The 19,527-nt window shown below is 39.9% G+C and carries 22 protein-coding genes; all 22 read left to right on the top strand.

Features of this window, described 5'->3' with window-relative positions:
- Positions 1–8: 8 nt before the first annotated feature.
- On the top strand, positions 9–1,343 hold the full coding sequence (gene murC, locus EII37_RS08505) for a UDP-N-acetylmuramate--L-alanine ligase (protein WP_124788268.1): 1,335 nt from the start codon (positions 9–11) through the stop codon (positions 1,341–1,343).
- Between the two features lie 9 nt (positions 1,344–1,352).
- Positions 1,353–1,805, top strand: coding sequence for a GNAT family N-acetyltransferase (locus EII37_RS08500; protein WP_124788267.1), 453 nt, complete (start codon positions 1,353–1,355; stop codon positions 1,803–1,805).
- A gap of 10 nt (positions 1,806–1,815) precedes the next feature.
- On the top strand, positions 1,816–2,364 hold the full coding sequence (locus EII37_RS08495) for a GNAT family N-acetyltransferase (protein WP_124788266.1): 549 nt from the start codon (positions 1,816–1,818) through the stop codon (positions 2,362–2,364).
- Positions 2,365–2,541: 177 nt separating this feature from the next.
- Complete coding sequence (gene mltG / locus EII37_RS08490; protein ID WP_124788265.1) at positions 2,542–4,245, top strand: endolytic transglycosylase MltG; 1,704 nt, start codon at positions 2,542–2,544, stop codon at positions 4,243–4,245.
- A gap of 58 nt (positions 4,246–4,303) precedes the next feature.
- Positions 4,304–4,786 (top strand): transcription elongation factor GreA, encoded by a 483-nt coding sequence (gene greA, locus EII37_RS08485; protein ID WP_000818750.1) that lies wholly within the window; start codon positions 4,304–4,306, stop codon positions 4,784–4,786.
- Between the two features lie 73 nt (positions 4,787–4,859).
- Positions 4,860–6,224 (top strand): amino acid permease, encoded by a 1,365-nt coding sequence (locus EII37_RS08480; protein WP_169435203.1) that lies wholly within the window; start codon positions 4,860–4,862, stop codon positions 6,222–6,224.
- A gap of 100 nt (positions 6,225–6,324) precedes the next feature.
- Positions 6,325–6,735, top strand: coding sequence for a GNAT family N-acetyltransferase (locus EII37_RS08475; RefSeq protein WP_124788264.1), 411 nt, complete (start codon positions 6,325–6,327; stop codon positions 6,733–6,735).
- A 45-nt stretch (positions 6,736–6,780) separates the two neighbouring features.
- Positions 6,781–6,939, top strand: coding sequence for a hypothetical protein (locus tag EII37_RS11180; protein WP_185695988.1), 159 nt, complete (start codon positions 6,781–6,783; stop codon positions 6,937–6,939).
- Between the two features lie 180 nt (positions 6,940–7,119).
- On the top strand, positions 7,120–7,965 hold the full coding sequence (locus tag EII37_RS08470) for an ABC transporter ATP-binding protein (protein ID WP_124788263.1): 846 nt from the start codon (positions 7,120–7,122) through the stop codon (positions 7,963–7,965).
- A 15-nt stretch (positions 7,966–7,980) separates the two neighbouring features.
- The gene (locus tag EII37_RS08465) at positions 7,981–8,709 is read left to right on the top strand and encodes a hypothetical protein (protein WP_124788262.1); all 729 of its coding nucleotides are present in this window, start codon (positions 7,981–7,983) and stop codon (positions 8,707–8,709) included.
- 385 nt (positions 8,710–9,094) lie between these two features.
- Entirely contained in the window at positions 9,095–9,304 is a 210-nt protein-coding gene (locus EII37_RS08460; RefSeq protein ID WP_001107500.1) for a helix-turn-helix transcriptional regulator, read from the top strand.
- Positions 9,294–9,782 (top strand): DUF6773 family protein, encoded by a 489-nt coding sequence (locus tag EII37_RS08455; RefSeq protein ID WP_124788261.1) that lies wholly within the window; start codon positions 9,294–9,296, stop codon positions 9,780–9,782. The genes EII37_RS08460 and EII37_RS08455 overlap by 11 nt, the downstream gene beginning before the upstream one ends.
- Before the next feature lie 115 nt (positions 9,783–9,897).
- Positions 9,898–11,358: a nicotinate phosphoribosyltransferase gene (locus EII37_RS08450; protein WP_124788260.1), complete on the top strand. Its 1,461-nt coding sequence runs from the start codon at positions 9,898–9,900 to the stop codon at positions 11,356–11,358.
- Positions 11,355–12,179, top strand: a complete 825-nt coding sequence (nadE, locus tag EII37_RS08445) for an ammonia-dependent NAD(+) synthetase (protein ID WP_124788259.1) — start codon at positions 11,355–11,357, stop codon at positions 12,177–12,179. Before EII37_RS08450 ends, nadE begins: the two co-directional genes overlap by 4 nt.
- A 255-nt stretch (positions 12,180–12,434) precedes the next feature.
- Complete coding sequence (locus EII37_RS08440) at positions 12,435–12,983, top strand: GNAT family N-acetyltransferase (protein ID WP_124788258.1); 549 nt, start codon at positions 12,435–12,437, stop codon at positions 12,981–12,983.
- Positions 12,984–13,148: 165 nt separating this feature from the next.
- Positions 13,149–13,859 (top strand): thiol-disulfide oxidoreductase-associated membrane protein CcdA2, encoded by a 711-nt coding sequence (gene ccdA2 / locus EII37_RS08435; protein WP_124788257.1) that lies wholly within the window; start codon positions 13,149–13,151, stop codon positions 13,857–13,859.
- 13 nt (positions 13,860–13,872) lie between these two features.
- On the top strand, positions 13,873–14,436 hold the full coding sequence (locus tag EII37_RS08430) for a redoxin family protein (protein ID WP_045607294.1): 564 nt from the start codon (positions 13,873–13,875) through the stop codon (positions 14,434–14,436).
- Positions 14,437–14,445: 9 nt separating this feature from the next.
- On the top strand, positions 14,446–15,558 hold the full coding sequence (msrB, locus tag EII37_RS08425) for a peptide-methionine (R)-S-oxide reductase MsrB (RefSeq protein WP_124788256.1): 1,113 nt from the start codon (positions 14,446–14,448) through the stop codon (positions 15,556–15,558).
- Positions 15,559–15,628: 70 nt separating this feature from the next.
- A complete protein-coding gene (locus tag EII37_RS08420) occupies positions 15,629–16,366 on the top strand; it encodes a response regulator transcription factor (protein WP_124788255.1) in 738 nt (245 codons plus the stop codon).
- Positions 16,363–18,054 carry a sensor histidine kinase gene (locus EII37_RS08415; protein ID WP_124788254.1) on the top strand — a complete coding sequence of 564 codons (1,692 nt, stop codon included), beginning with the start codon at positions 16,363–16,365 and terminating at the stop codon, positions 18,052–18,054. The genes EII37_RS08420 and EII37_RS08415 overlap by 4 nt, the downstream gene beginning before the upstream one ends.
- Positions 18,055–18,168: 114 nt before the next feature.
- Positions 18,169–18,732, top strand: coding sequence for a TIGR01440 family protein (locus EII37_RS08410; protein ID WP_033686587.1), 564 nt, complete (start codon positions 18,169–18,171; stop codon positions 18,730–18,732).
- Between the two features lie 2 nt (positions 18,733–18,734).
- Positions 18,735–19,527 (top strand): YSIRK-type signal peptide-containing protein (locus tag EII37_RS08405; RefSeq protein WP_260424861.1); only part of this gene is annotated, 793 nt, incomplete at its 3' end.

Below are 19,527 nucleotides of genomic sequence, written 5' to 3'. Positions count from 1 at the left end.
GAGAAAACATGCCAAAGACATATCATTTTATCGGAATTAAAGGATCAGGGATGAGTGCCTTGGCCTTGATGTTGCACCAAATGGGGCATAAGGTACAGGGATCAGATGTTGAAAAGTACTACTTTACTCAACGTGGTCTTGAGCAGGCAGGGATTACCATTCTTCCTTTTGATGAAAAGAATCTAGACGGTGATATGGAAATTATCGCTGGAAATGCCTTTCGTCCAGATAACAACGTAGAAATTGCCTATGCAGACCAAAATGGTATCAGCTACAAACGTTACCATGAATTTCTAGGTAGCTTTATGCGCGACTTTGTCAGCATGGGAGTAGCAGGAGCACATGGAAAAACTTCAACGACAGGTATGTTGTCTCATGTCTTGTCTCATATCACGGATACTAGCTTCTTGATTGGAGACGGGACTGGTCGTGGTTCAGCCAATGCTAAATATTTTGTCTTTGAATCTGACGAATATGAGCGTCACTTTATGCCTTACCACCCAGAATACTCTATTATCACCAACATTGACTTTGACCATCCAGACTATTTCACAAGTCTAGAGGATGTTTTCAATGCCTTTAACGACTATGCTAAACAAATTACCAAAGGTTTGTTTATCTACGGTGAAGATGCTGAATTGCGTAAGATTACGTCTGATGCACCAATTTATTATTATGGTTTTGAAGCAGAAGGTAATGACTTTGTCGCTAGTGATCTTCTTCGTTCAACAACTGGTTCAACCTTCACAGTTCATTTCCGTGGTCAAGAATTAGGGCAATTCCACATTCCAACCTTTGGTCGTCACAATATCATGAATGCGACAGCCGTTATTGGTCTTCTTTACACAGCAGGATTTGATTTGAACTTGGTGCGTGAACACTTGAAAACATTTGCCGGTGTTAAGCGTCGTTTCACTGAGAAAATTGTCAATGACACGGTGATTATCGATGACTTTGCTCACCATCCAACAGAAATTATTGCGACCTTGGATGCGGCTCGTCAGAAATACCCAAGCAAGGAAATCGTAGCAGTTTTCCAACCCCATACCTTTACAAGAACCATTGCCTTGTTGGACGAATTTGCCCACGCTTTGAACCAAGCGGATGCAGTTTACCTAGCGCAAATTTATGGATCTGCTCGTGAAGTAGACCATGGTGATGTTAAGGTAGAAGACCTAGCCAATAAAATCAACAAGAAACACCAAGTGATTACTGTTGAAAATGTTTCTCCACTCCTAGACCATAACAATGCTGTCTATGTCTTTATGGGAGCAGGAGATATCCAGACCTATGAATATTCATTCGAGCGTCTCTTGTCTAATTTGACAAGCAATGTTCAATAGGAAGTTTTCATGGAAATTCCAATTAAGATCATTCAGGCAAGTAAGTCTGATTTGGCTGAGATAGAGACACTTCAGGCTTCATCTTTTCCAGCTGAAAAGCAGCAACCTTCCCATATCTTAGAAGAAAGTATCCGTAAGTGTGCGGATACCTTTCTTCTAGCTAGGGATGAAAATCAGCTTCTGGGCTATATTCTAGGTGGTCCTTACCCACACAATCCGAAATGTCTAGAAATACATTCTTTAGTCATTGATACTGACCATCAGAGACAGGGCTTGGGAACGCTTCTTCTTGCGGCTTTGAAAGATGTGGCAGTTGAGCTGGATTACAAAGCTATTCGTTTGAAGAGTCCGGATGAGTTGCTTTCCTATTTTGAAATGAACGGTTTTATTGATGAAGAAGAGACAGATTCGCTTTATGCAGCTAGTCAAGGTTTTAGTATGATTTGGTTTAATCTCTTTTAGAGGAGGTACAATGAAAATTAGACCAGCAAGATTAGAAGATTTGGATCGTATCGTTGAGATTGAGCTAGAAAATTTCTCGGTTGAAGAAGCCATTCCTCGTTCTGTCTTTGAGGCGCATTTGCGAGAAATTCAGACCTCGTTTCTGGTTGCAGAAAAAGAAGGCAGAATCATGGGGTATATAGAAGGGCCAGTTGGACTACACCGCCATCTGCAAGATCAGTCTTTTACAGAAGAGATAGAAGATTATAGTCATAAGCCTGGTGGTTATATCTCTGTGACCTGTCTTTCTATTGCCAAAGAATCACAGGGACTTGGACTTGGTCAGAAATTACTAACAGCCTTGAAAGAAGTGGCTCTTGAACACGAAAGAGAAGGCATTAATCTAACCTGTCATGACTATCTCATCTCCTACTACGAAAAACATGAATTTGTCAATGAAGGCCAGTCCCAGTCAACCTTTGCAGGGGAAACTTGGTATGATATGGTCTGGGAAGCTAATACTCTTCGAAAATCAAATTCAAACCATGTCAGCGTCGCCTTACCGTATATATGTGACTGACTTCGTCAGTCTTATCTACAACCTCAAAACAGTGTTTTGAGCAACCTGCGGCTAGCTTCCTAGTTTGCTCTTTGATTTTCATTGAGTATAAAAAATAAGCTAGAAAAGCATGCTAGGTTGCTTTTCTTTCGTTTTTAAGATATAATATTATGGACTGTCAACAAGGAGGTAAATCTTTTGAGTGAAAATCCAAAAGAAGAAAAATTAAGCTTTAAAGAGCAGATTTTACGTGATTTAGAGAGAGTAAAAAAACAAGATAGAAGTGAGCAAGAAAACGAGATTACAAGTTTTGAAACTCCTTCGTCTCTAGAAGATTCAGTAGTTCCTTCAACTCAGGACCACGAACCTTCAGCAGAAGAGTTGATGGCTAATTCTCTCTCTGTTGTGGATCAAATATTAAAGAACGCTCCTAGTGTTCCGTCACGTTCAAATGATATTTCGGATGAAATTACAGCAAATGAAGAAGTTGCAGAATCTAAAATTGAAGCGGCTACTGAGCCTGTAGTTGAACCTGTAGAACCTATTTTTGAGCCAGTTCAACCGAAAGTAGAACCTGTAAAGCTTAACGAAGACAAAGAATTTAACGAGATTCCAACAAAGGTTGCGGTGTCGTATAAAATAAGTAAACAACCGGAAGAAGTTAGTGCTCCTGCACAGGATAATGAGCTCTCTGAGTCAGATGAATTGACAGACAGCTTAGCTAATTCTCCGAGACGTAGTCGTCGCGAAGCTACAAAATCAACTGCTAAGAAGAAGTCAAAAGGGAAAGGATGTCTTGTTGGTTTCTTGTTATTCCTGGTAGTTGTGTCTCTTGGTGGCTATTTTGGCTATATCTATATTCAAGATTCATTTAAACCTATTGATGCGAATTCTAAGGAGTATGTTACTGTTCAAATTCCAGAAGGTTCCAATGTCCAAGAAATTGGGAATGCTTTGGAAAAATCTGGTTTGGTCAAACATGGAATTATTTTCAGCTTGTATGCTAAGTACAAAAATTACTCTGATTTCAAATCAGGATACTATAACTTGATGAAGAGTATGAGTACGGATGATTTGATTAAAGAATTGCAAAAAGGTGGTACACCTGAACCTCAGGTCCCATCTCTTGCGAACTTGACAATTCCAGAAGGTTATACGATTGATCAAATCGCACAAGCAGTGGAACAACTTGAAGGTAATTTTAAAGAAGCTCTTACGGCAGATGCCTTCTTGACAAAAGTTCAAGATGAAACCTTTATTGCTCAAGAGGTAGCTAAGTATCCAAACTTGCTTGAAAGTTTGCCAACAAAAGAGTCTGGTGTTCGTTATCGTTTGGAGGGATATCTTTTCCCAGCAACCTACTCTATCAAGGAAAGCACAACTATTGAAAGTTTGATTGATGAGATGCTGTCTGCTATGGATAAGGCCTTATCAAACCATTATAGTTCGATTAAAGAAAAGAATTTGACGGTTAATGAATTGTTGACGATTGCATCCCTTGTAGAAAAAGAAGGTGCTCAGACAGAAGATCGCAAAAAAATTGCTGGTGTTTTCTATAATCGTTTGAACCTTGGTATGCCCCTTCAAAGTAATATTGCTATTCTATATGCTCAAGGAAAACTTGGTCAGAAAATTAGTTTAGCAGATGATGCTGGGATTGATACAGATATTGATTCACCTTTTAACGTCTATACTCGTCTGGGTCTTATGCCTGGGCCAGTTGATAGTCCAAGTCTTGATGCTATTGAAGCAAGTGTGAACCAAACAAAGAGTGAATACTTGTACTTTGTAGCCAATGTTGAAGACGGAAAAGTTTACTTTGCAACAACCAAAGATGAACATGATCAAAATGTTGCACAGTATATCAACAGCAAATTATCCCAATCAAGTAGTGCAAACTAAAATTATGTGGTTCGCCACATAATTTTGCTTTAAAAGTTAAATAAGAAAGTTGAGAAAAATGGCAGAAAAAACATATCCTATGACCCTTGCGGAAAAGGAAAAACTTGAAAAAGAATTAGAAGAATTGAAATTGGTCCGCCGACCAGAAGTGGTAGAACGCATTAAGATTGCCCGTTCATATGGTGACCTTTCAGAAAACAGTGAATACGAAGCAGCTAAGGATGAACAAGCCTTTGTCGAAGGACAAATCTCTAGCTTGGAAACAAAAATTCGCTATGCTGAAATCGTCAATAGTGACTCAGTTGCCCAAGACGAAGTAGCGATTGGCAAAACAGTTACTATCCAAGAAATTGGTGAGGACGAGGAAGAAGTTTATATTATCGTAGGTTCAGCTGGTGCAGATGCCTTTGCAGGTAAGGTTTCAAATGAAAGTCCAATTGGACAAGCCTTGATTGGCAAGAAAACAGGTGATACAGCAACCATTGAAACACCTGTTGGTAGCTATGATGTGAAAATCTTAAAGGTTGAAAAAACAGCCTAAAAACAAAAAAGGAGTGGGGAGGCAATGCGCTTCACTCACTCCTTTTTCCATTTTAAATTGAATTGGAGACGATATGAGTTCAAAGAAGAAAAAAAATAAGATGGAGCGTGGTCTGACTAATCGTCATGTGCAGGTTATGGCCATCGCTGGAACAATCGGAACAGGACTCTTTTTGGGAGCAGGTCGCTCTATTAGCCTAACAGGTCCTTCCATTGTACTGATTTATATGATTACAGGGGCCTTCATGTTCCTCATGATGCGTGCGGTTGGAGAAATGCTCTACCAAGACCCTGAGCAACATACCTTTATCAACTTTATCACGCGCCATTTAGGTAAGGGCTGGGGGTATTTCTCAGTTTGGTCTTACTGGTTATCCGTTGTCTTTATCGGTATGGCGGAAATCACTGCGATCTCTCACTATGTTCAGTTCTGGTTCCCTAGCTGGCCAAGTTGGATGATTGAGATTGGATTTTTAACTATTCTAGCCTTGGTCAATCTGATTGCGGTGAAGCTCTTTGGGGAAGTTGAGTTCTGGTTTGCTATGGTCAAGATTGTGGCTATTTTAGCTATGATTACCACAGGAGTCTTTATGGTCTTGACAGGCTTTAAGACACCACATGGAGTAGCAAGTTTGGCTAATATTGCTGACAATTTCTCCCTCTTCCCTAATGGTGGAGTTAACTTTGTCATGGCCTTCCAGATGGTTTTCTTTGCCTATCTCATGATTGAGTTTATCGGGGTAACAACTTCTGAAACAAAAAATCCACGCCAGGTCTTGCCAAAAGCCGTTAAGGAAATTCCTTTGCGTATCGCCTTTTTCTATGGAGGTGCCCTCTTAGCCATTATGGCTATTATACCGTGGCGTGAACTTGCTTCAGCTGATTCTCCTTTTGTAACAGTATTTGAATTGGCAGGTATCAAGTGGGCAGCGGCCTTAATTAACTTCGTCGTTTTGACGTCAGCAGCATCTGCTCTTAACTCAACTCTCTACTCAACAGGTCGTCATTTGTACCAGATTGCCCATGATTCACCAAATCCATTCTTAAAGGCTATCAAGGCAGATACTCTTTCTCGCCACAATGTGCCACAAAATGCCATCATTGCTTCAGCAATCTTGATTGCTCTAGCAGCCTTTATCAATATCTTGCCAGGTGTTTCCGATGCTTTTGCCTTGATTACGGCATCATCATCAGGTGTCTATATCGCCATTTATATCTTGATTATGGTGGCTCACCTTAAATACCGCAAATCACAGGACTTTATGGCAGATGGATATCTCATGCCCCATTATCGTTTCCTAAATCCCTTAACCATGCTCTTCTTTGCCTTTGTCTTTGTAACCCTCTTTTTACAAGAGTCTACATTTGTCGGAGCAATCGGTTCAGCTATCTGGATTATCGGTTTCGGTATTTATAGCCAGTGGAAATTTAGAAAATAGATTAAGGACTCATCAACTCAGATTGGTGGGTTTTTGCTAGTTTGACAGTCTTTGGAAATAAGACTATAATCAAGCTGTAACAGTATTTAAGGAGATTTAGATGTACTTTAGATTGGAAAATAAGGAATCCCATAAATCACAAGAAATAGGGAACCTGATTCGTGTTTATAACCGTTCAAAAAGAGAAGAAGCTGAAAGTGAGCCACTTAATCTTTATGTCGAAGATGAAAAGGGCAATCTCCTGGCAGGTTTGATAGCAGAGACTTTTGGAAATTGGCTAGAAATCGAGTATTTATTTGTAAAAGAGGAACTGAGAGGGCAGGGAATCGGTTCAAGACTATTACAGCAAGCAGAAACTGAAGCTAAGAATCGAAACTGTCGTTTTGCTTTTGTCAATACTTACCAGTTTCAAGCTCCTGATTTTTATAAAAGGCATGGCTACAAGAAAGTCTTTACCTTACAAGACTATCCCTACACAGGAAAAAGATTTTATTACCAAAAAGATTTGTAAGGAGAATATGAAAGTATAAGGCAAAGAGGGGTTCTTGACATAAGTATGAAGGGGATTCTCGATAAATACCAGTTAAATCCTACACATTGTGTCTGTCTAGACGATATTGAGGACAAACCAATCGCAGCTGATAAATTGGGAATCAAGTCCTATCAGGTTAAGAAAAGAAGCGATGTCGTCGATATTTTGAAATTATATATTTAAACTAAAAACTTTCTATCTTTTTATGGTAGAGAGTTTTTTGTTAATAAAATATTACAAAATGACATTTATATATTGCATTAAGTTAGATATATGATATAATGTTGTTAAAAAGAGGCGCAACTTTTTAAAATTAATGATGATCAAATAGAAAACCAAGAATATTAATGGAGGAATTAAAAAATGGAAGTTATAAATGTAAGTAAACATTATGGTCATTCAACCATTCTCAAAGATATAAATTTTGCACTTAATAAGGGTGAAATTGTTGGTCTAGTAGGGAGAAACGGAGTTGGCAAGAGTACATTGATGAAAATTCTTGTTCAGAATAATCAACCGACTTCAGGGAATATTATAAGTAGTGATAATGTTGGGTATTTAGTTGAAGAACCAAAATTATTTTTATCTAAAACAGGTTTAGAGAATTTAAAATATTTATCAAATTTATATGGTGTTGACTATAATCAAGAAAGATTTGGGAGTTTGATTCAAGAGTTAGATTTGACTCAGTCTATTAATAAAAAAGTAAAGACCTATTCTTTGGGTACAAAACAAAAATTAGCTTTGCTTCTAACCCTCGTTACGGAACCTGATATGTTAATTTTAGATGAGCCGACTAATGGTTTAGATATTGAATCATCACAAATAGTTTTAGCGATTCTAAAAAATTTAGCTTTACATGAAAATGTGGGAATTTTAATATCGAGTCATAAATTAGAAGATATTGAAGAAATTTGTGAGAGGGTTCTTTTCTTGGAGAATGGGCTTTTGACATTCCAAAAAGTAGGAAAAGATAGTCATAATTGCTTGTTTGAGATAGCTTTTTCATCAGCTACAGATAGAGACATTTTCATTACCAAACAAGAATTTGGGGAAATTGTTCAGGAAGAGGGACTGAGAATTACTATGTCTGGGAATATTCAAAGTAGTGAGCTTTTTAAATTTTTCAACGAAAACTCTATTAAAGTAGTTGATTTTGAAACTAAAAAAGAGACGCTTAAAGATATTTATCTAAATCGTTCAAAATAAAGGAAGGTTATAATCATGAAATTAAATAAATTGAATTTTCTTAAGGAAAATATAAGAGATTTATATTCATCAGGCGTAATATATCTCGGTTTGCTTATCTCGTTTATACCGCCGATATTGGTTACATTCTTTATTCTAAAGACTCAAGGGACATCGCTTGGTATTAAGCATATTTCAAACTTTTATGCTATGCTCGGTATGTTAATGGCTGTTATACATGCTAACCGAATTATTAGTAGAGATTTTTCCCATAATACAATCAGTTTATTTTATAATCAACAGAAAAATCGGATGATTTACGTCTTGTCTAATTTTCTATATGCCATCTCAGTTTCCATTATCTATGCTTTGAATGGTATTGTGTTACTAGTCATCGTAAGTAAATTGGGTGTTCCAGGTGCTTTAGGATTAGATTTTATAGCAGCCATTGTAGTCAATACAATTTTGTTAGTTCTATTTTATTTTCTATTATCTTACATTTTCTATTTATACAAATTGAAAAGTGGCTTGGTATTTGGTGTTTTAGTAGCCTTACTACTCTTTATCCCTAATATATTAAATACGATTATGACGAATACTAGTAATGATTTGTTTATCAAAGCAATTGAACTTCTTCCTTTTTATTCCTTACCTGTATTTGTGGCTTCAAATACGATGTCTATTAGTCAGTATCTTGTGGCAACCACTACAATCATTTTATTGTACTTTTTCACTCTCAAGAAAAGCAAGAAGTATTCATTTTAGTTTTATTTAGTATTGTTTTGCATACCTAAAATACAGTAAAAAAATCAGTCATCTTGCTATGCTCCTGCTCTTGTTGTGTACACGTTTTTGTCTTATGCTAGACTCATTTCCAAAAGCATTATATAATAGTGATATGAAAGCAACTAAACTAAACAAGAAATACAAGCAATCAAAACTCGTTTAAAAGACCCTACTAAAGCTAATACTAAACAAAAAATCAAATAGCAAACTAGGAAGTTTATTTCAAACAATCCAACATACTGATTTTAGGCTGAAGATAATATTGGAGTGCTAATTAATGAGGTTATAATAAATAGCTGACAGCTTGTGTTAGTTTTGGATTTTTTAAGAGTAGATGAGTATTAAAACTATAAGGAGGACGCAGGTGGCTAAAAATTTAAAATTAAAATTAGCTCGTGTAGAGCTTGATTTAACTCAAGGTCAACTGGCAGAGGCTGTCGGGGTGACGCGCCAGACTATTGGTTTGATAGAGGCGGGAAAATACAATCCCAGTCTCTCGCTCTGCCAGTCCATTTGCAGATGTTTAGGGAAAACCCTAGACCAACTATTTTGGGAGGAAGAAGATGGTAAATAAATTCATTCATTATCAATTACTTGACGAAAGAGAAGAACAACTAATCAATAAAGCTGGAGCAGAGTCCTTTTCACTCTTTATTGGGCTTGTACTTCTAAACTATTTGGTGGCAGTGTTGGCTCCATCTCTTTTTAATCCGAATTTTCTAGTCTATACTCTGATAGTAGGAATTTTCTTCTTTTTCAATCGTGCTCGTTATTTGGGAGTGACCTATTATAGTCGTTTTCATTTTACGATTTTAGGTTGTTTTTTCCTAACCTTGGCGATTACAACTCTATTGATGTTGCAGAATTATCAATTCAACATAGAAATTTATCAGCACAATCCTTTGAATGCTAAATACCTGTCCGCTTGGGCCATTACTTATGTCATTTACCTTCCTTGGGTTTTTATAGGCAATCTCGGTCTGAAGAGCTATGGCGAATGGGCTCAGAAAAAGTTTGAACAAGACATGGATGAACTGGAGAGTGGAGAATAGCTTGTTACTCTTTTCTCAATCCAGCTAAAATGTGATATAATAGTACTAATTTATTGGAACATATGAAAGTTTTTGAAAATTTTTATGGGTTTCTAGCTAAGGAAGTAGGAAAAGTATGTATCCAGATGATAGTTTGACATTGCACACGGACTTGTACCAGATTAACATGATGCAGGTTTACTTTGACCAGGGGATTCACAATAAAAAGGCGGTCTTTGAGGTGTATTTCCGCCAACAACCTTTTAAGAATGGCTATGCGGTTTTTGCAGGTTTGGAAAGAATAGTGAGTTATCTTGAAGACCTGCATTTTTCAGATAGTGATATTGCCTATTTGGAGTCTCTAGGCTATCATGGGGCATTCTTGGACTACCTCCGCAATTTCAAGTTGGAGTTGACCGTTCGTTCTGCCCAAGAAGGGGACTTGGTTTTTGCTAATGAACCGATTGTGCAGGTGGAAGGCCCTCTAGCCCAATGTCAATTGGTAGAAACGGCTCTTTTGAACATCGTCAACTACCAGACATTAGTGGCGACTAAGGCAGCTCGTATTCGTTCGGTTATCGAAGATGAACCCTTGATGGAGTTTGGGACACGTCGGGCTCAAGAGATGGATGCGGCTATCTGGGGAACACGCGCAGCGGTGATTGGTAGTGCCAATGGAACTAGCAACGTGCGTGCTGGTAAACTCTTTGACATTCCTGTCTTGGGGACCCATGCCCATTCTTTGGTACAGGTTTATGGCAATGACTATGAGGCTTTTAAGGCTTATGCTACGACTCACAAAAATTGTGTCTTTCTTGTGGATACCTATGACACCCTTCGCATCGGTGTGCCAGCTGCCATTCAGGTGGCGCGTGAGCTGGGTGATCAGATTAACTTTATGGGTGTGCGGATTGACTCAGGGGATATTGCCTACATTTCTAAGAAAGTCCGTCAGCAATTGGACGAGGCTGGATTTACAGAGGCTAAGATTTATGCTTCAAATGATTTGGACGAAAATACTATCCTTAACCTCAAGATGCAAAAGGCCAAGATTGATGTCTGGGGCGTGGGTACCAAGCTGATTACAGCCTATGACCAGCCAGCTCTTGGGGCAGTTTACAAGATTGTTGCCATCGAAGATGAAAATGGGAACATGCGCAATACTATTAAGCTGTCTAATAATGCGGAAAAAGTGTCGACGCCAGGTAAGAAGCAGGTGTGGCGTATTACCAGTCGTGAAAAAGGCAAGTCAGAAGGCGATTATATCACTTATGACGGTGTGGATGTGAGCGACATGACTGAAATCAAGATGTTCCATCCGACCTATACATACATCAAGAAGACGGTTCGTAATTTTGATGCCGTGCCTCTCTTGGTGGATATCTTCAAAGACGGAAAATTGATTTACAACCTGCCTAGCTTGACTGAGATTCAGGCTTATGCTCGTAAGGAATTTGACAAGCTTTGGGATGAGTACAAGCGCGTGCTCAATCCGCAGCACTATCCAGTGGATTTGGCGCGTGATGTATGGCAAGACAAGATGGACTTGATTGACAAAATGCGCAAGGAAGCCCTTGGTGAAGGAGAAGAAGAATGAGTTTGCAAGAAACGATTATCCAAGAATTGGGCGTAAAACCAGTGATTGATGCCCAGGAAGAAATCCGTCGTTCCATTGATTTCTTAAAAAGATACCTGAAAAAACATCCCTTCCTAAAAACCTTTGTACTAGGGATTTCTGGGGGTCAGGACTCAACCTTGGCAGGTCGATTGGCCCAATTAGCTATGGAAGAACTGCGCGCAGAAACGGGCGATGACGGCTACAAATTTATCGCTGTCCGCCTGCCATATGGAGTGCAAGCTGATGAAGCAGATGCTCAAAAAGCCCTAGCCTTCATCCAGCCAGATGTCAGCTTGGTTGTGAATATCAAGGAATCAGCTGATGCTATGACAGCTGCAGTTGAAGAGACAGGTAGTCCTGTTTCAGACTTTAACAAGGGCAATATCAAGGCTCGTAGTCGTATGATTGCTCAGTATGCCCTTGCTGGTGCCCATAGTGGAGCGGTCATTGGGACAGACCACGCCGCGGAAAATATCACAGGTTTCTTTACCAAGTTTGGTGACGGTGGTGCGGATATTCTCCCTCTTTACCGCCTCAATAAACGTCAAGGGAAACAACTCTTGCAGGAACTTGGTGCAGACCCAGCCCTTTATGAAAAAATCCCAACAGCAGATTTGGAAGAAGACAAACCAGGTTTAGCTGATGAAGTCGCACTTGGAGTCACTTATGAAGAGATTGACGACTACCTAGAAGGTAAAACAATCAACCCAGAAGCTCAAGCAATTATTGAAAACTGGTGGCACAAAGGCCAACACAAACGCCACCTACCAATCACCGTATTTGATGACTTTTGGGAGTAAAAACCTCCAGTGGAGGTTTTTACCCCGAGTCTAGAAAGGGGAAAACGAGGAGGTCCGGTGGACCTTTTTAGCTTCTTGCCCTGAAACTCGAGAGCAAGAATAACCTCCAGTGGAGGTTTTTACCCTGAGCCTAGAAATGAGAAAGCGAGGAAGGTCCGGTGGACCTTTTTAGCTTATTACCTTGAAATTCAAAAGCAAAACAAGTTTCAATGGAGATTGGACATAGAATCATCTATCAGAAAGCGAGGTAGCGTCATGAAATCTATCGGTACGCAAATATTACAGACAGATCGTTTAATCTTGAGAAGATTTGTGGAAAGTGATGCAGAAGCTATGTTTCAGAATTGGGCTTCGTCCGCTGAAAATTTAACCTACGTCACTTGGGATCCTCATCCTGATGTTGAGGTGACTCGAAATTCGATTCGTAATTGGGTTGCTTCCTATGCCAATCCCAACTATTATAAATGGGCCATTTGTCTCAAAGAAAAGCCAGAACAGGTGATAGGAGATATTAGCATCGTTGCAATAGATGAGAACGATTTTTCTTGTGAAATTGGCTATGTGTTAGGCAAGGCTTACTGGGGACATGGGATTATGACAGAGGCCTTGAACGCTGTCTTGGACTTCTCCTTTACTCAAGCAGGTTTTCAAAAAGTTAGAGCTCGATATGCCAGTCTCAATCCAGCTTCAGGTCGTGTCATGGAGAAGGCTGGAATGTCCTATCTCAAGACTATTACCAATGGTGTAGAGAGAAAAGGCTATCTTGCGGACCTTATTTATTATCAGATAAACAGGGAAGGCTAGTGAATTTTCTTTTCTGCTTTCATCGAAGTCAGACTGTGTCTGGCTTTTTTTGTAAGATTTCTAAATAACCTGATTAAATTCCTATTTTTCCCTATCATTGTCCCTGTTTTTTCTGGAGTTTCGGGGCTATAATAGTCCTATCAAATCAAAGAATAGAGGAAGGCAATGGATAATATAATCTTTTTTATCAGCGTTTTTCTTGCTGGAATTTTTTCCTTCTTTTCTCCTTGTATTTTACCCTTGTTACCGGTTTATGCAGGGGTCTTGTTGGATGATAAGAATGATGCTCAGGCTTCTAGTGGAAAATTTTCAATCTCACTTGTTAGTTTATTGCGAACTTTGGCCTTTATAGCAGGGATTTCTTTTATCTTTATCTTACTGGGTTATGGAGCTGGTTTTTTAGGCAATTTGCTTTATGCTTCTTGGTTTCAGTATGTGACGGGTGCGGTTATCATTCTCTTGGGCTTGCACCAGATGGAAGTCTTACATTTGCAGGGGCTCTACAAGGAAAAAAGGCTACAATTAAAGAGACAGGGGCAAAAGGGTAAGGGCTATAGTCAGGCATTTTTACTGGGGTTGACTTTTAGTTTTGCTTGGACTCCATGTGTAGGGCCAGTTCTGGGGTCTGTTTTAGCCTTAGCGACTTCAGGTGGTTCAGGTGCTTGGCAGGGAGCAGGTCTCATGTTGGTTTACACGCTAGGTTTGGCGCTACCATTTTTGGTTCTAGCTCTAGCCTCCAGCTATGTTTTGAAACATTTTCGAAAACTCCATCCTTATCTAGGAACCCTCAAAAAAGTGGGTGGTTTCCTCATTATCGTGATGGGAATTTTGGTTCTTTTGGGAAATGCTTCCATTTTGACTACATTATTTGAATAGAGAGGAATAAGAAATGAAAAAATGGCAAACATGTCTCCTTGGAGTAGGCTCAATCTGTTGTTTGGCAGCCTGTTCGGCTAAAAACATGTCAGATGAAGCTACTATGAAGGAGCAAACAAAAACAGAACAAGTCAGTTCGCAAACTGCGACTAAAGGTCAGGCAGTTGCTGATTTCGAACTGACAGGAGTAGATGGCAAGACCTACCGCTTGTCTGATTACAAGGGCAAGAAAGTCTATCTCAAATTCTGGGCTTCTTGGTGTTCCATCTGTCTGGCCAGTCTTCCAGATACGGATGAAATCGCTAAGGATGCTGGTGATGACTATGTAGTTTTGACAGTGGTCTCTCCTGGACACAAAGGAGAACAAGCAGAAGCGGACTTTAAGAATTGGTACAAGGGTTTGGATTATAAAAATTTCCCAGTTCTAATTGACCCATCAGGTAAACTTTTAGAAAGTTATGGCGTTCGTTCTTACCCAACTCAAGCCTTTATAGACAAGGAAGGTAAGCTAGTCAAAACGCAACCTGGTTTTATGGATAAGGATATGATTTTAAAAACATTGAAAGAAATGGGGTAGCGAAAGGTCATGAATGATAAAGTAAAATTGTTTGTCTTGGCAGGGATCTTTTTCCTAGCCATAACCGGTTTCTATTTTCTATTGATGCGAAATGCAGGGCAGACAGATAGCTCGCAAATTGAGAAGGCATCAGTTAGCCAAGGAGGAAAAACAGTGAAAAAAACAGAAATTAGTAAAGATGCAGACTTGCACGAAATTTATCTGGCTGGAGGTTGTTTCTGGGGAGTTGAGGAATATTTCTCACGCGTTCCCGGAGTGACAGATGCCGTTTCAGGCTATGCAAATGGTAGAGGGGAAACAACCAAGTACGAATTGATTAACCAAACAGGTCATGCGGAGACTGTTCATGTTACTTATGATGCCAAACAAATTTCCCTAAAAGAAATCCTACTTCATTACTTCCGCATTATCAATCCAACCAGCAAAAATAAACAAGGAAATGATGTGGGAACCCAGTACCGTACTGGTGTTTATTACACAGATGACAAGGATTTAGAGGTGATTAACCAAGTCTTTGATGAGGTGGCTAAGAAATACGATCAACCTCTAGCAGTTGAAAAGGAGACCTTGAAAAATTTTGTAGTGGCAGAGGATTACCACCAAGACTACCTCAAGAAAAATCCAAATGGCTACTGCCATATCAATGTCAATCAGGCGGCTTATCCTGTCATTGATGCCAGCAAATATCCAAAACCAAGTGATGAGGAATTGAAAAAGACCCTGTCACCTGAGGAGTATGCAGTCACCCAGAAAAATCAAACAGAACGAGCTTTTTCAAACCGCTATTGGGATAAATTTGAATCTGGTATCTATGTGGATGTGGCAACTGGCGAACCCCTCTTTTCATCAAAGGATAAGTTTGAGTCTGGTTGTGGTTGGCCTAGTTTTACCCAACCAATCAGTCCAGATGTTGCCACCTACAAGGAAGATAAGTCTTACAATATGACACGCATGGAAGTGCGGAGCCGAGTTGGAGATTCTCACCTTGGCCATGTCTTTACGGATGGACCACAGGACAAAGGTGGCTTACGTTACTGTATCAATAGTCTCTCTATTCGATTTATTCCCAAAGATCAAATGGAAGAAAAAGGCTATGCTTATTTACTAGATTATGTTGATTAAGAGGGCTTTCCTAAGCAGTTAGAGGAGAATTTTGCTATACTGATACTAGTAAGTGACAAAGGAGAGAAGCATGACCTATACAATCTTAATCGTAGAAGATGAATATCTGGTAAGACAAGGCTTGACCAAACTGGTCAATGTAGCAGCCTACGATATGGAAATCATCGGTCAGGCTGAAAATGGAAGGCAAGCTTGGGAATTGATTCAAAAGCAGGTACCAGATATTATTTTAACCGATATCAACATGCCTCAGCTAAATGGCATCCAGTTGGCCAGTCTGATTCGAGAAACCTATCCTCAGGTGCATCTAGTTTTTTTGACAGGCTACGATGATTTTGATTATGCCTTGTCTGCTGTCAAACTAGGTGTAGATGACTACCTACTCAAGCCCTTTTCTCGTCAGGATATTGAGGAAATGTTGGGGAAAATCAAGCAGAAGTTGGATAAGGAAGAGAAAGAAGAGCAGTTACAAGATCTATTGACTGATAAGTTTGAGGGAAATATGGCTCAGAAAATCCAGTCCCATCTGGCTGATAGTCAGTTTAGTTTAAAGTCTTTGGCTAGTGACTTGGGCTTTAGTCCGACTTATCTGAGTTCTTTGATTAAGAAAGAGTTGGGCCTGCCTTTTCAGGATTATCTGGTGAGAGAGCGTGTCAAACAAGCCAAGCTCTTGCTTCTGACCACAGATCTGAAGATTTATGAGATCGCAGAGAAGGTTGGTTTTGAAGATATGAACTATTTTACCCAACGTTTTAAACAGATTGCAGGTGTGACACCTCGTCAGTTTAAGAAGGGAGAAGGTCGATGAAACGTTCTTCTCTCCTAGTCAGAATGGTTATTTCCATCTTTCTAGTCTTTCTCATTCTCCTAGCTCTGGTTGGGACTTTCTACTATCGATCTAGTTCCTCTGCCATTGAGACTAGCATTGAGGGCAATAGCCAGACGACTATCAGTCAGACTAGCCACTTTATCCAGTCTTATATCAAAAAATTAGAAACCACCTCTACCAGTTTGACCCAGCAGACGGATATTCTAGCCTATGCTGAGAATCCCAGTCAAGACAAGGTCAAGGGAATTCGAGATCTGTTTTTGACCATCTTAAAGGCAGACCAGGACTTGAAAACGGTAGTTCTGGTGACCAAATCTGGTCAGGTCATTTCTACAGATGACAGTGTGCAGATGAAAACTTCCTCCGATATGATGGCTGAGGGTTGGTACCAAAAGGCCATTCATCAGGGGGCCATGCCCGTTTTGACTCCAGCTCGTAAATCAGATAGTCAATGGGTCATTTCTGTCACTCAAGAACTTGTTGATGTAAAGGGGGCCAATCTTGGCGTACTTCGCTTGGATATTTCCTATGAAACTTTGGAAGCCTATCTTAACCAACTCCAGTTGGGTCAGCAGGGCTTTGCCTTTATCATCAATGAAAACCATGAATTTGTTTATCATCCTCAACACACAGTTTATAGCTCAGCTAGTGAAATGGAGGCCATGAAACCCTATATTGAGACAGGGCAGGGCTATACTCCAGATCACAAATCCTACGTCAGTCAGGAAAGGATTGCTGGAACTGATTGGACGGTTATAGGAGTGTCTTCATTGGAGAAGTTAGACCAGGTTCGGAGTCAACTCATGTGGACCTTACTTGGGGCTAGTGTCACATCTCTTCTTGCCTGTCTCTGCTTGGTGTGGTTCAGTCTCAAGCGTTGGATTGCTCCCTTGAAGGATCTGAGAGAAACCATGCTGGAGATTGCTTCTGGTAATCAGAATCTTCGTGCCAAGGAAGCTGGTGCCTATGAATTGAGAGAAGTGACTCGCCAGTTCAATGCTATGTTAGATCAGATTGATCAGCTGATGACAGATATTCGCAAGCAGGAGGAAACGACCCGTCAGTACCAACTTCAAGCTTTATCAAGCCAGATTAATCCGCATTTCCTCTATAACACCTTGGACACCATCATCTGGATGGCTGAATTTCAGGATAGTCAGCGCGTGGTTCAGGTGACCAAGTCTTTGGCAACCTATTTCCGCTTGGCGCTCAATCAGGGTAAAGATTTGATTTGCCTGTCTGACGAAATCAATCATGTCCGTCAATACCTCTTTATCCAGAAACAACGTTATGGAGATAAGCTGGAATATGAGATTGATGAAAATCCTGCATTTGATAAGCTAGTCTTGCCTAAGCTGGTGTTGCAACCCCTTGTAGAAAACGCTCTTTACCATGGCATTAAGGAAAAAGAAGGTCAGGGACATATTAGAGTTTCTGTTCAGAAACAGGATAGAGGACTAGTCATCCGCATTGAGGATGATGGGGTTGGTTTCCAAGATGCTGGCGATAGTAGTCAGAGTCAGCTCAAACGTGGGGGAGTTGGTCTTCAAAATGTTGATCAACGGCTCAAACTTCACTTTGGAGAAGATTACCAAATGAAGATCGATTCTATTCCCTCCAAAGGTACGACAGTAGAAATATACATAAATAGAATAGAAACTAGCTAACTCCCAGTCAATTCTGGGAGTTTTATGCGTAATTGGGCAAGCTTTCTAGGTTGTCTATCTTGCTAAAACGTAGAAAAAACGATATGATAGATAATGACAAAAGAGGTATCAAGTATGAAGGAAAAAGATATTCAAAGAGAAACAAGCCAGATTGTAAAAGATGTATTAGAAAAGGCCAATTTGAAGCAAGGATCTATCTTTGTTTTGGGCCTTTCTTCTAGTGAAGTGATAGGTGGTCAGATTGGCAAGGAATCCAGCCAAGAAATTGGCGAAATCATTGTGAAGACCATCCTAGATATCCTAGAGGAAAAAGGAATTCATCTAGCTGTTCAAGGTTGTGAGCATGTCAATCGGGCCCTCGTCGTGGAACGTCAGTTGGCAGAGCAGTTTGGTCTGGAAATCGTCAGTGTCCTTCCTACCCTTCATGCAGGAGGTTCAGGTCAGTTGGCAGCCTTCAAGTTTATGCAAGATCCAGTTGAGGTTGAATTTATCAAGGCTCATGCTGGATTGGATATTGGAGACACTGCAATTGGTATGCATGTCAAGCATGTTCAGGTTCCGATTCGCCCTCTTTTGAGAGAAATTGGGCATGCCCATGTAACGGCGCTTGCTAGCCGTCCCAAATTAATTGGAGGTGCGCGTGCGCATTATCCACAAGATTCTATCAGAAAGTCGTAAGAATGAAAAAAACAAAACAACAACTAGAAAAAATTACCAAATATTCCATTCGTAAGCTAACTGTTGGGGTAGGTCCTGTAGCCATTGGGGCCTTCCTTTTTGGTGCCAGTACCCTTTCAGTGGATAAGGTTCAAGCCAATGAAGTCGGTGGTACTCATAGCGTTCATTACCGTTATTTGGCGGAGCAGGAATTGACCGAGTCTGAAAAAGCCTTGATTCATCATGAGGTTCCAACAGAATTTCAAGATGAAGATATTATTTATGTAGTTTATCGCAAGAAGTCGACTACCAGTCAACAACTTCCTTACACAGGAAGTAAGGAAGTCGCTCTAGCGGGTCTTGGCTTGGCAACAGCCTCGCTAGCGATTCTATTAGTTTCAAAGAAACACCGCAGTAAAGTACTTGGGGTTCTGTTAATTAGCTCTATTGGAATCAGCAATTTTGTACCTTTTACTGCCTTTGCATTTGAAAATAAAGAGTTACTTTCTTATAACCAAACTATTTCAGCCTCTACACATGAAGGCTTGGCTAAAGGAGTTATTCATATTGAAGGATATGAGTATGTTGGTTACTTTAAAGAATCAAAATCGACTATCAATACAAGCAGTAAAAAAGGCGAATCTTTAGTTCAAGAACCGCAAGCAGCGTATACAGGAAAGGTTGAGGCTAAAGGCACTCAAGAACCAGGTAAAGAGGGTGAGTCTTTAGTTCAAGAACCGCAAACAGCATATTCAGGCAAAATCGAGGCTAAAGGTACTCAAGAAACTGATAAAGAGGGTGAATCCTTAGTTCAAG

The organism is Streptococcus sp. OH4692_COT-348, from assembly GCF_003859975.1.
Classification (GTDB): Bacteria; Bacillota; Bacilli; order Lactobacillales; family Streptococcaceae; genus Streptococcus.
This window is presented reverse-complemented; position numbering and strand designations above follow the sequence as displayed.

Bases quoted from the DNA above. Each gene is read 5' to 3' on its own strand.
- EII37_RS08475 (WP_124788264.1), top strand. From the start codon at position 6,325: ATGTACTTTAGATTGGAAAATAAGGAATCCCATAAATCACAAGAAATA.
- EII37_RS08440 (WP_124788258.1), top strand. From the start codon at position 12,435: ATGAAATCTATCGGTACGCAAATATTACAGACAGATCGTTTAATCTTG.
- nadE (WP_124788259.1), top strand. From the start codon at position 11,355: ATGAGTTTGCAAGAAACGATTATCCAAGAATTGGGCGTAAAACCAGTG.
- EII37_RS08465 (WP_124788262.1), top strand. From the start codon at position 7,981: ATGAAATTAAATAAATTGAATTTTCTTAAGGAAAATATAAGAGATTTA.
- EII37_RS08420 (WP_124788255.1), top strand. From the start codon at position 15,629: ATGACCTATACAATCTTAATCGTAGAAGATGAATATCTGGTAAGACAA.
- EII37_RS08430 (WP_045607294.1), top strand. From the start codon at position 13,873: ATGAAAAAATGGCAAACATGTCTCCTTGGAGTAGGCTCAATCTGTTGT.
- EII37_RS08480 (WP_169435203.1), top strand. From the start codon at position 4,860: ATGAGTTCAAAGAAGAAAAAAAATAAGATGGAGCGTGGTCTGACTAAT.
- EII37_RS11180 (WP_185695988.1), top strand. From the start codon at position 6,781: ATGAAGGGGATTCTCGATAAATACCAGTTAAATCCTACACATTGTGTC.
- murC (WP_124788268.1), top strand. From the start codon at position 9: ATGCCAAAGACATATCATTTTATCGGAATTAAAGGATCAGGGATGAGT.
- EII37_RS08455 (WP_124788261.1), top strand. From the start codon at position 9,294: ATGGTAAATAAATTCATTCATTATCAATTACTTGACGAAAGAGAAGAA.
- EII37_RS08495 (WP_124788266.1), top strand. From the start codon at position 1,816: ATGAAAATTAGACCAGCAAGATTAGAAGATTTGGATCGTATCGTTGAG.
- EII37_RS08450 (WP_124788260.1), top strand. From the start codon at position 9,898: ATGTATCCAGATGATAGTTTGACATTGCACACGGACTTGTACCAGATT.
- greA (WP_000818750.1), top strand. From the start codon at position 4,304: ATGGCAGAAAAAACATATCCTATGACCCTTGCGGAAAAGGAAAAACTT.
- EII37_RS08470 (WP_124788263.1), top strand. From the start codon at position 7,120: ATGGAAGTTATAAATGTAAGTAAACATTATGGTCATTCAACCATTCTC.
- ccdA2 (WP_124788257.1), top strand. From the start codon at position 13,149: ATGGATAATATAATCTTTTTTATCAGCGTTTTTCTTGCTGGAATTTTT.
- msrB (WP_124788256.1), top strand. From the start codon at position 14,446: ATGAATGATAAAGTAAAATTGTTTGTCTTGGCAGGGATCTTTTTCCTA.
- EII37_RS08410 (WP_033686587.1), top strand. From the start codon at position 18,169: ATGAAGGAAAAAGATATTCAAAGAGAAACAAGCCAGATTGTAAAAGAT.
- EII37_RS08500 (WP_124788267.1), top strand. From the start codon at position 1,353: ATGGAAATTCCAATTAAGATCATTCAGGCAAGTAAGTCTGATTTGGCT.
- EII37_RS08415 (WP_124788254.1), top strand. From the start codon at position 16,363: ATGAAACGTTCTTCTCTCCTAGTCAGAATGGTTATTTCCATCTTTCTA.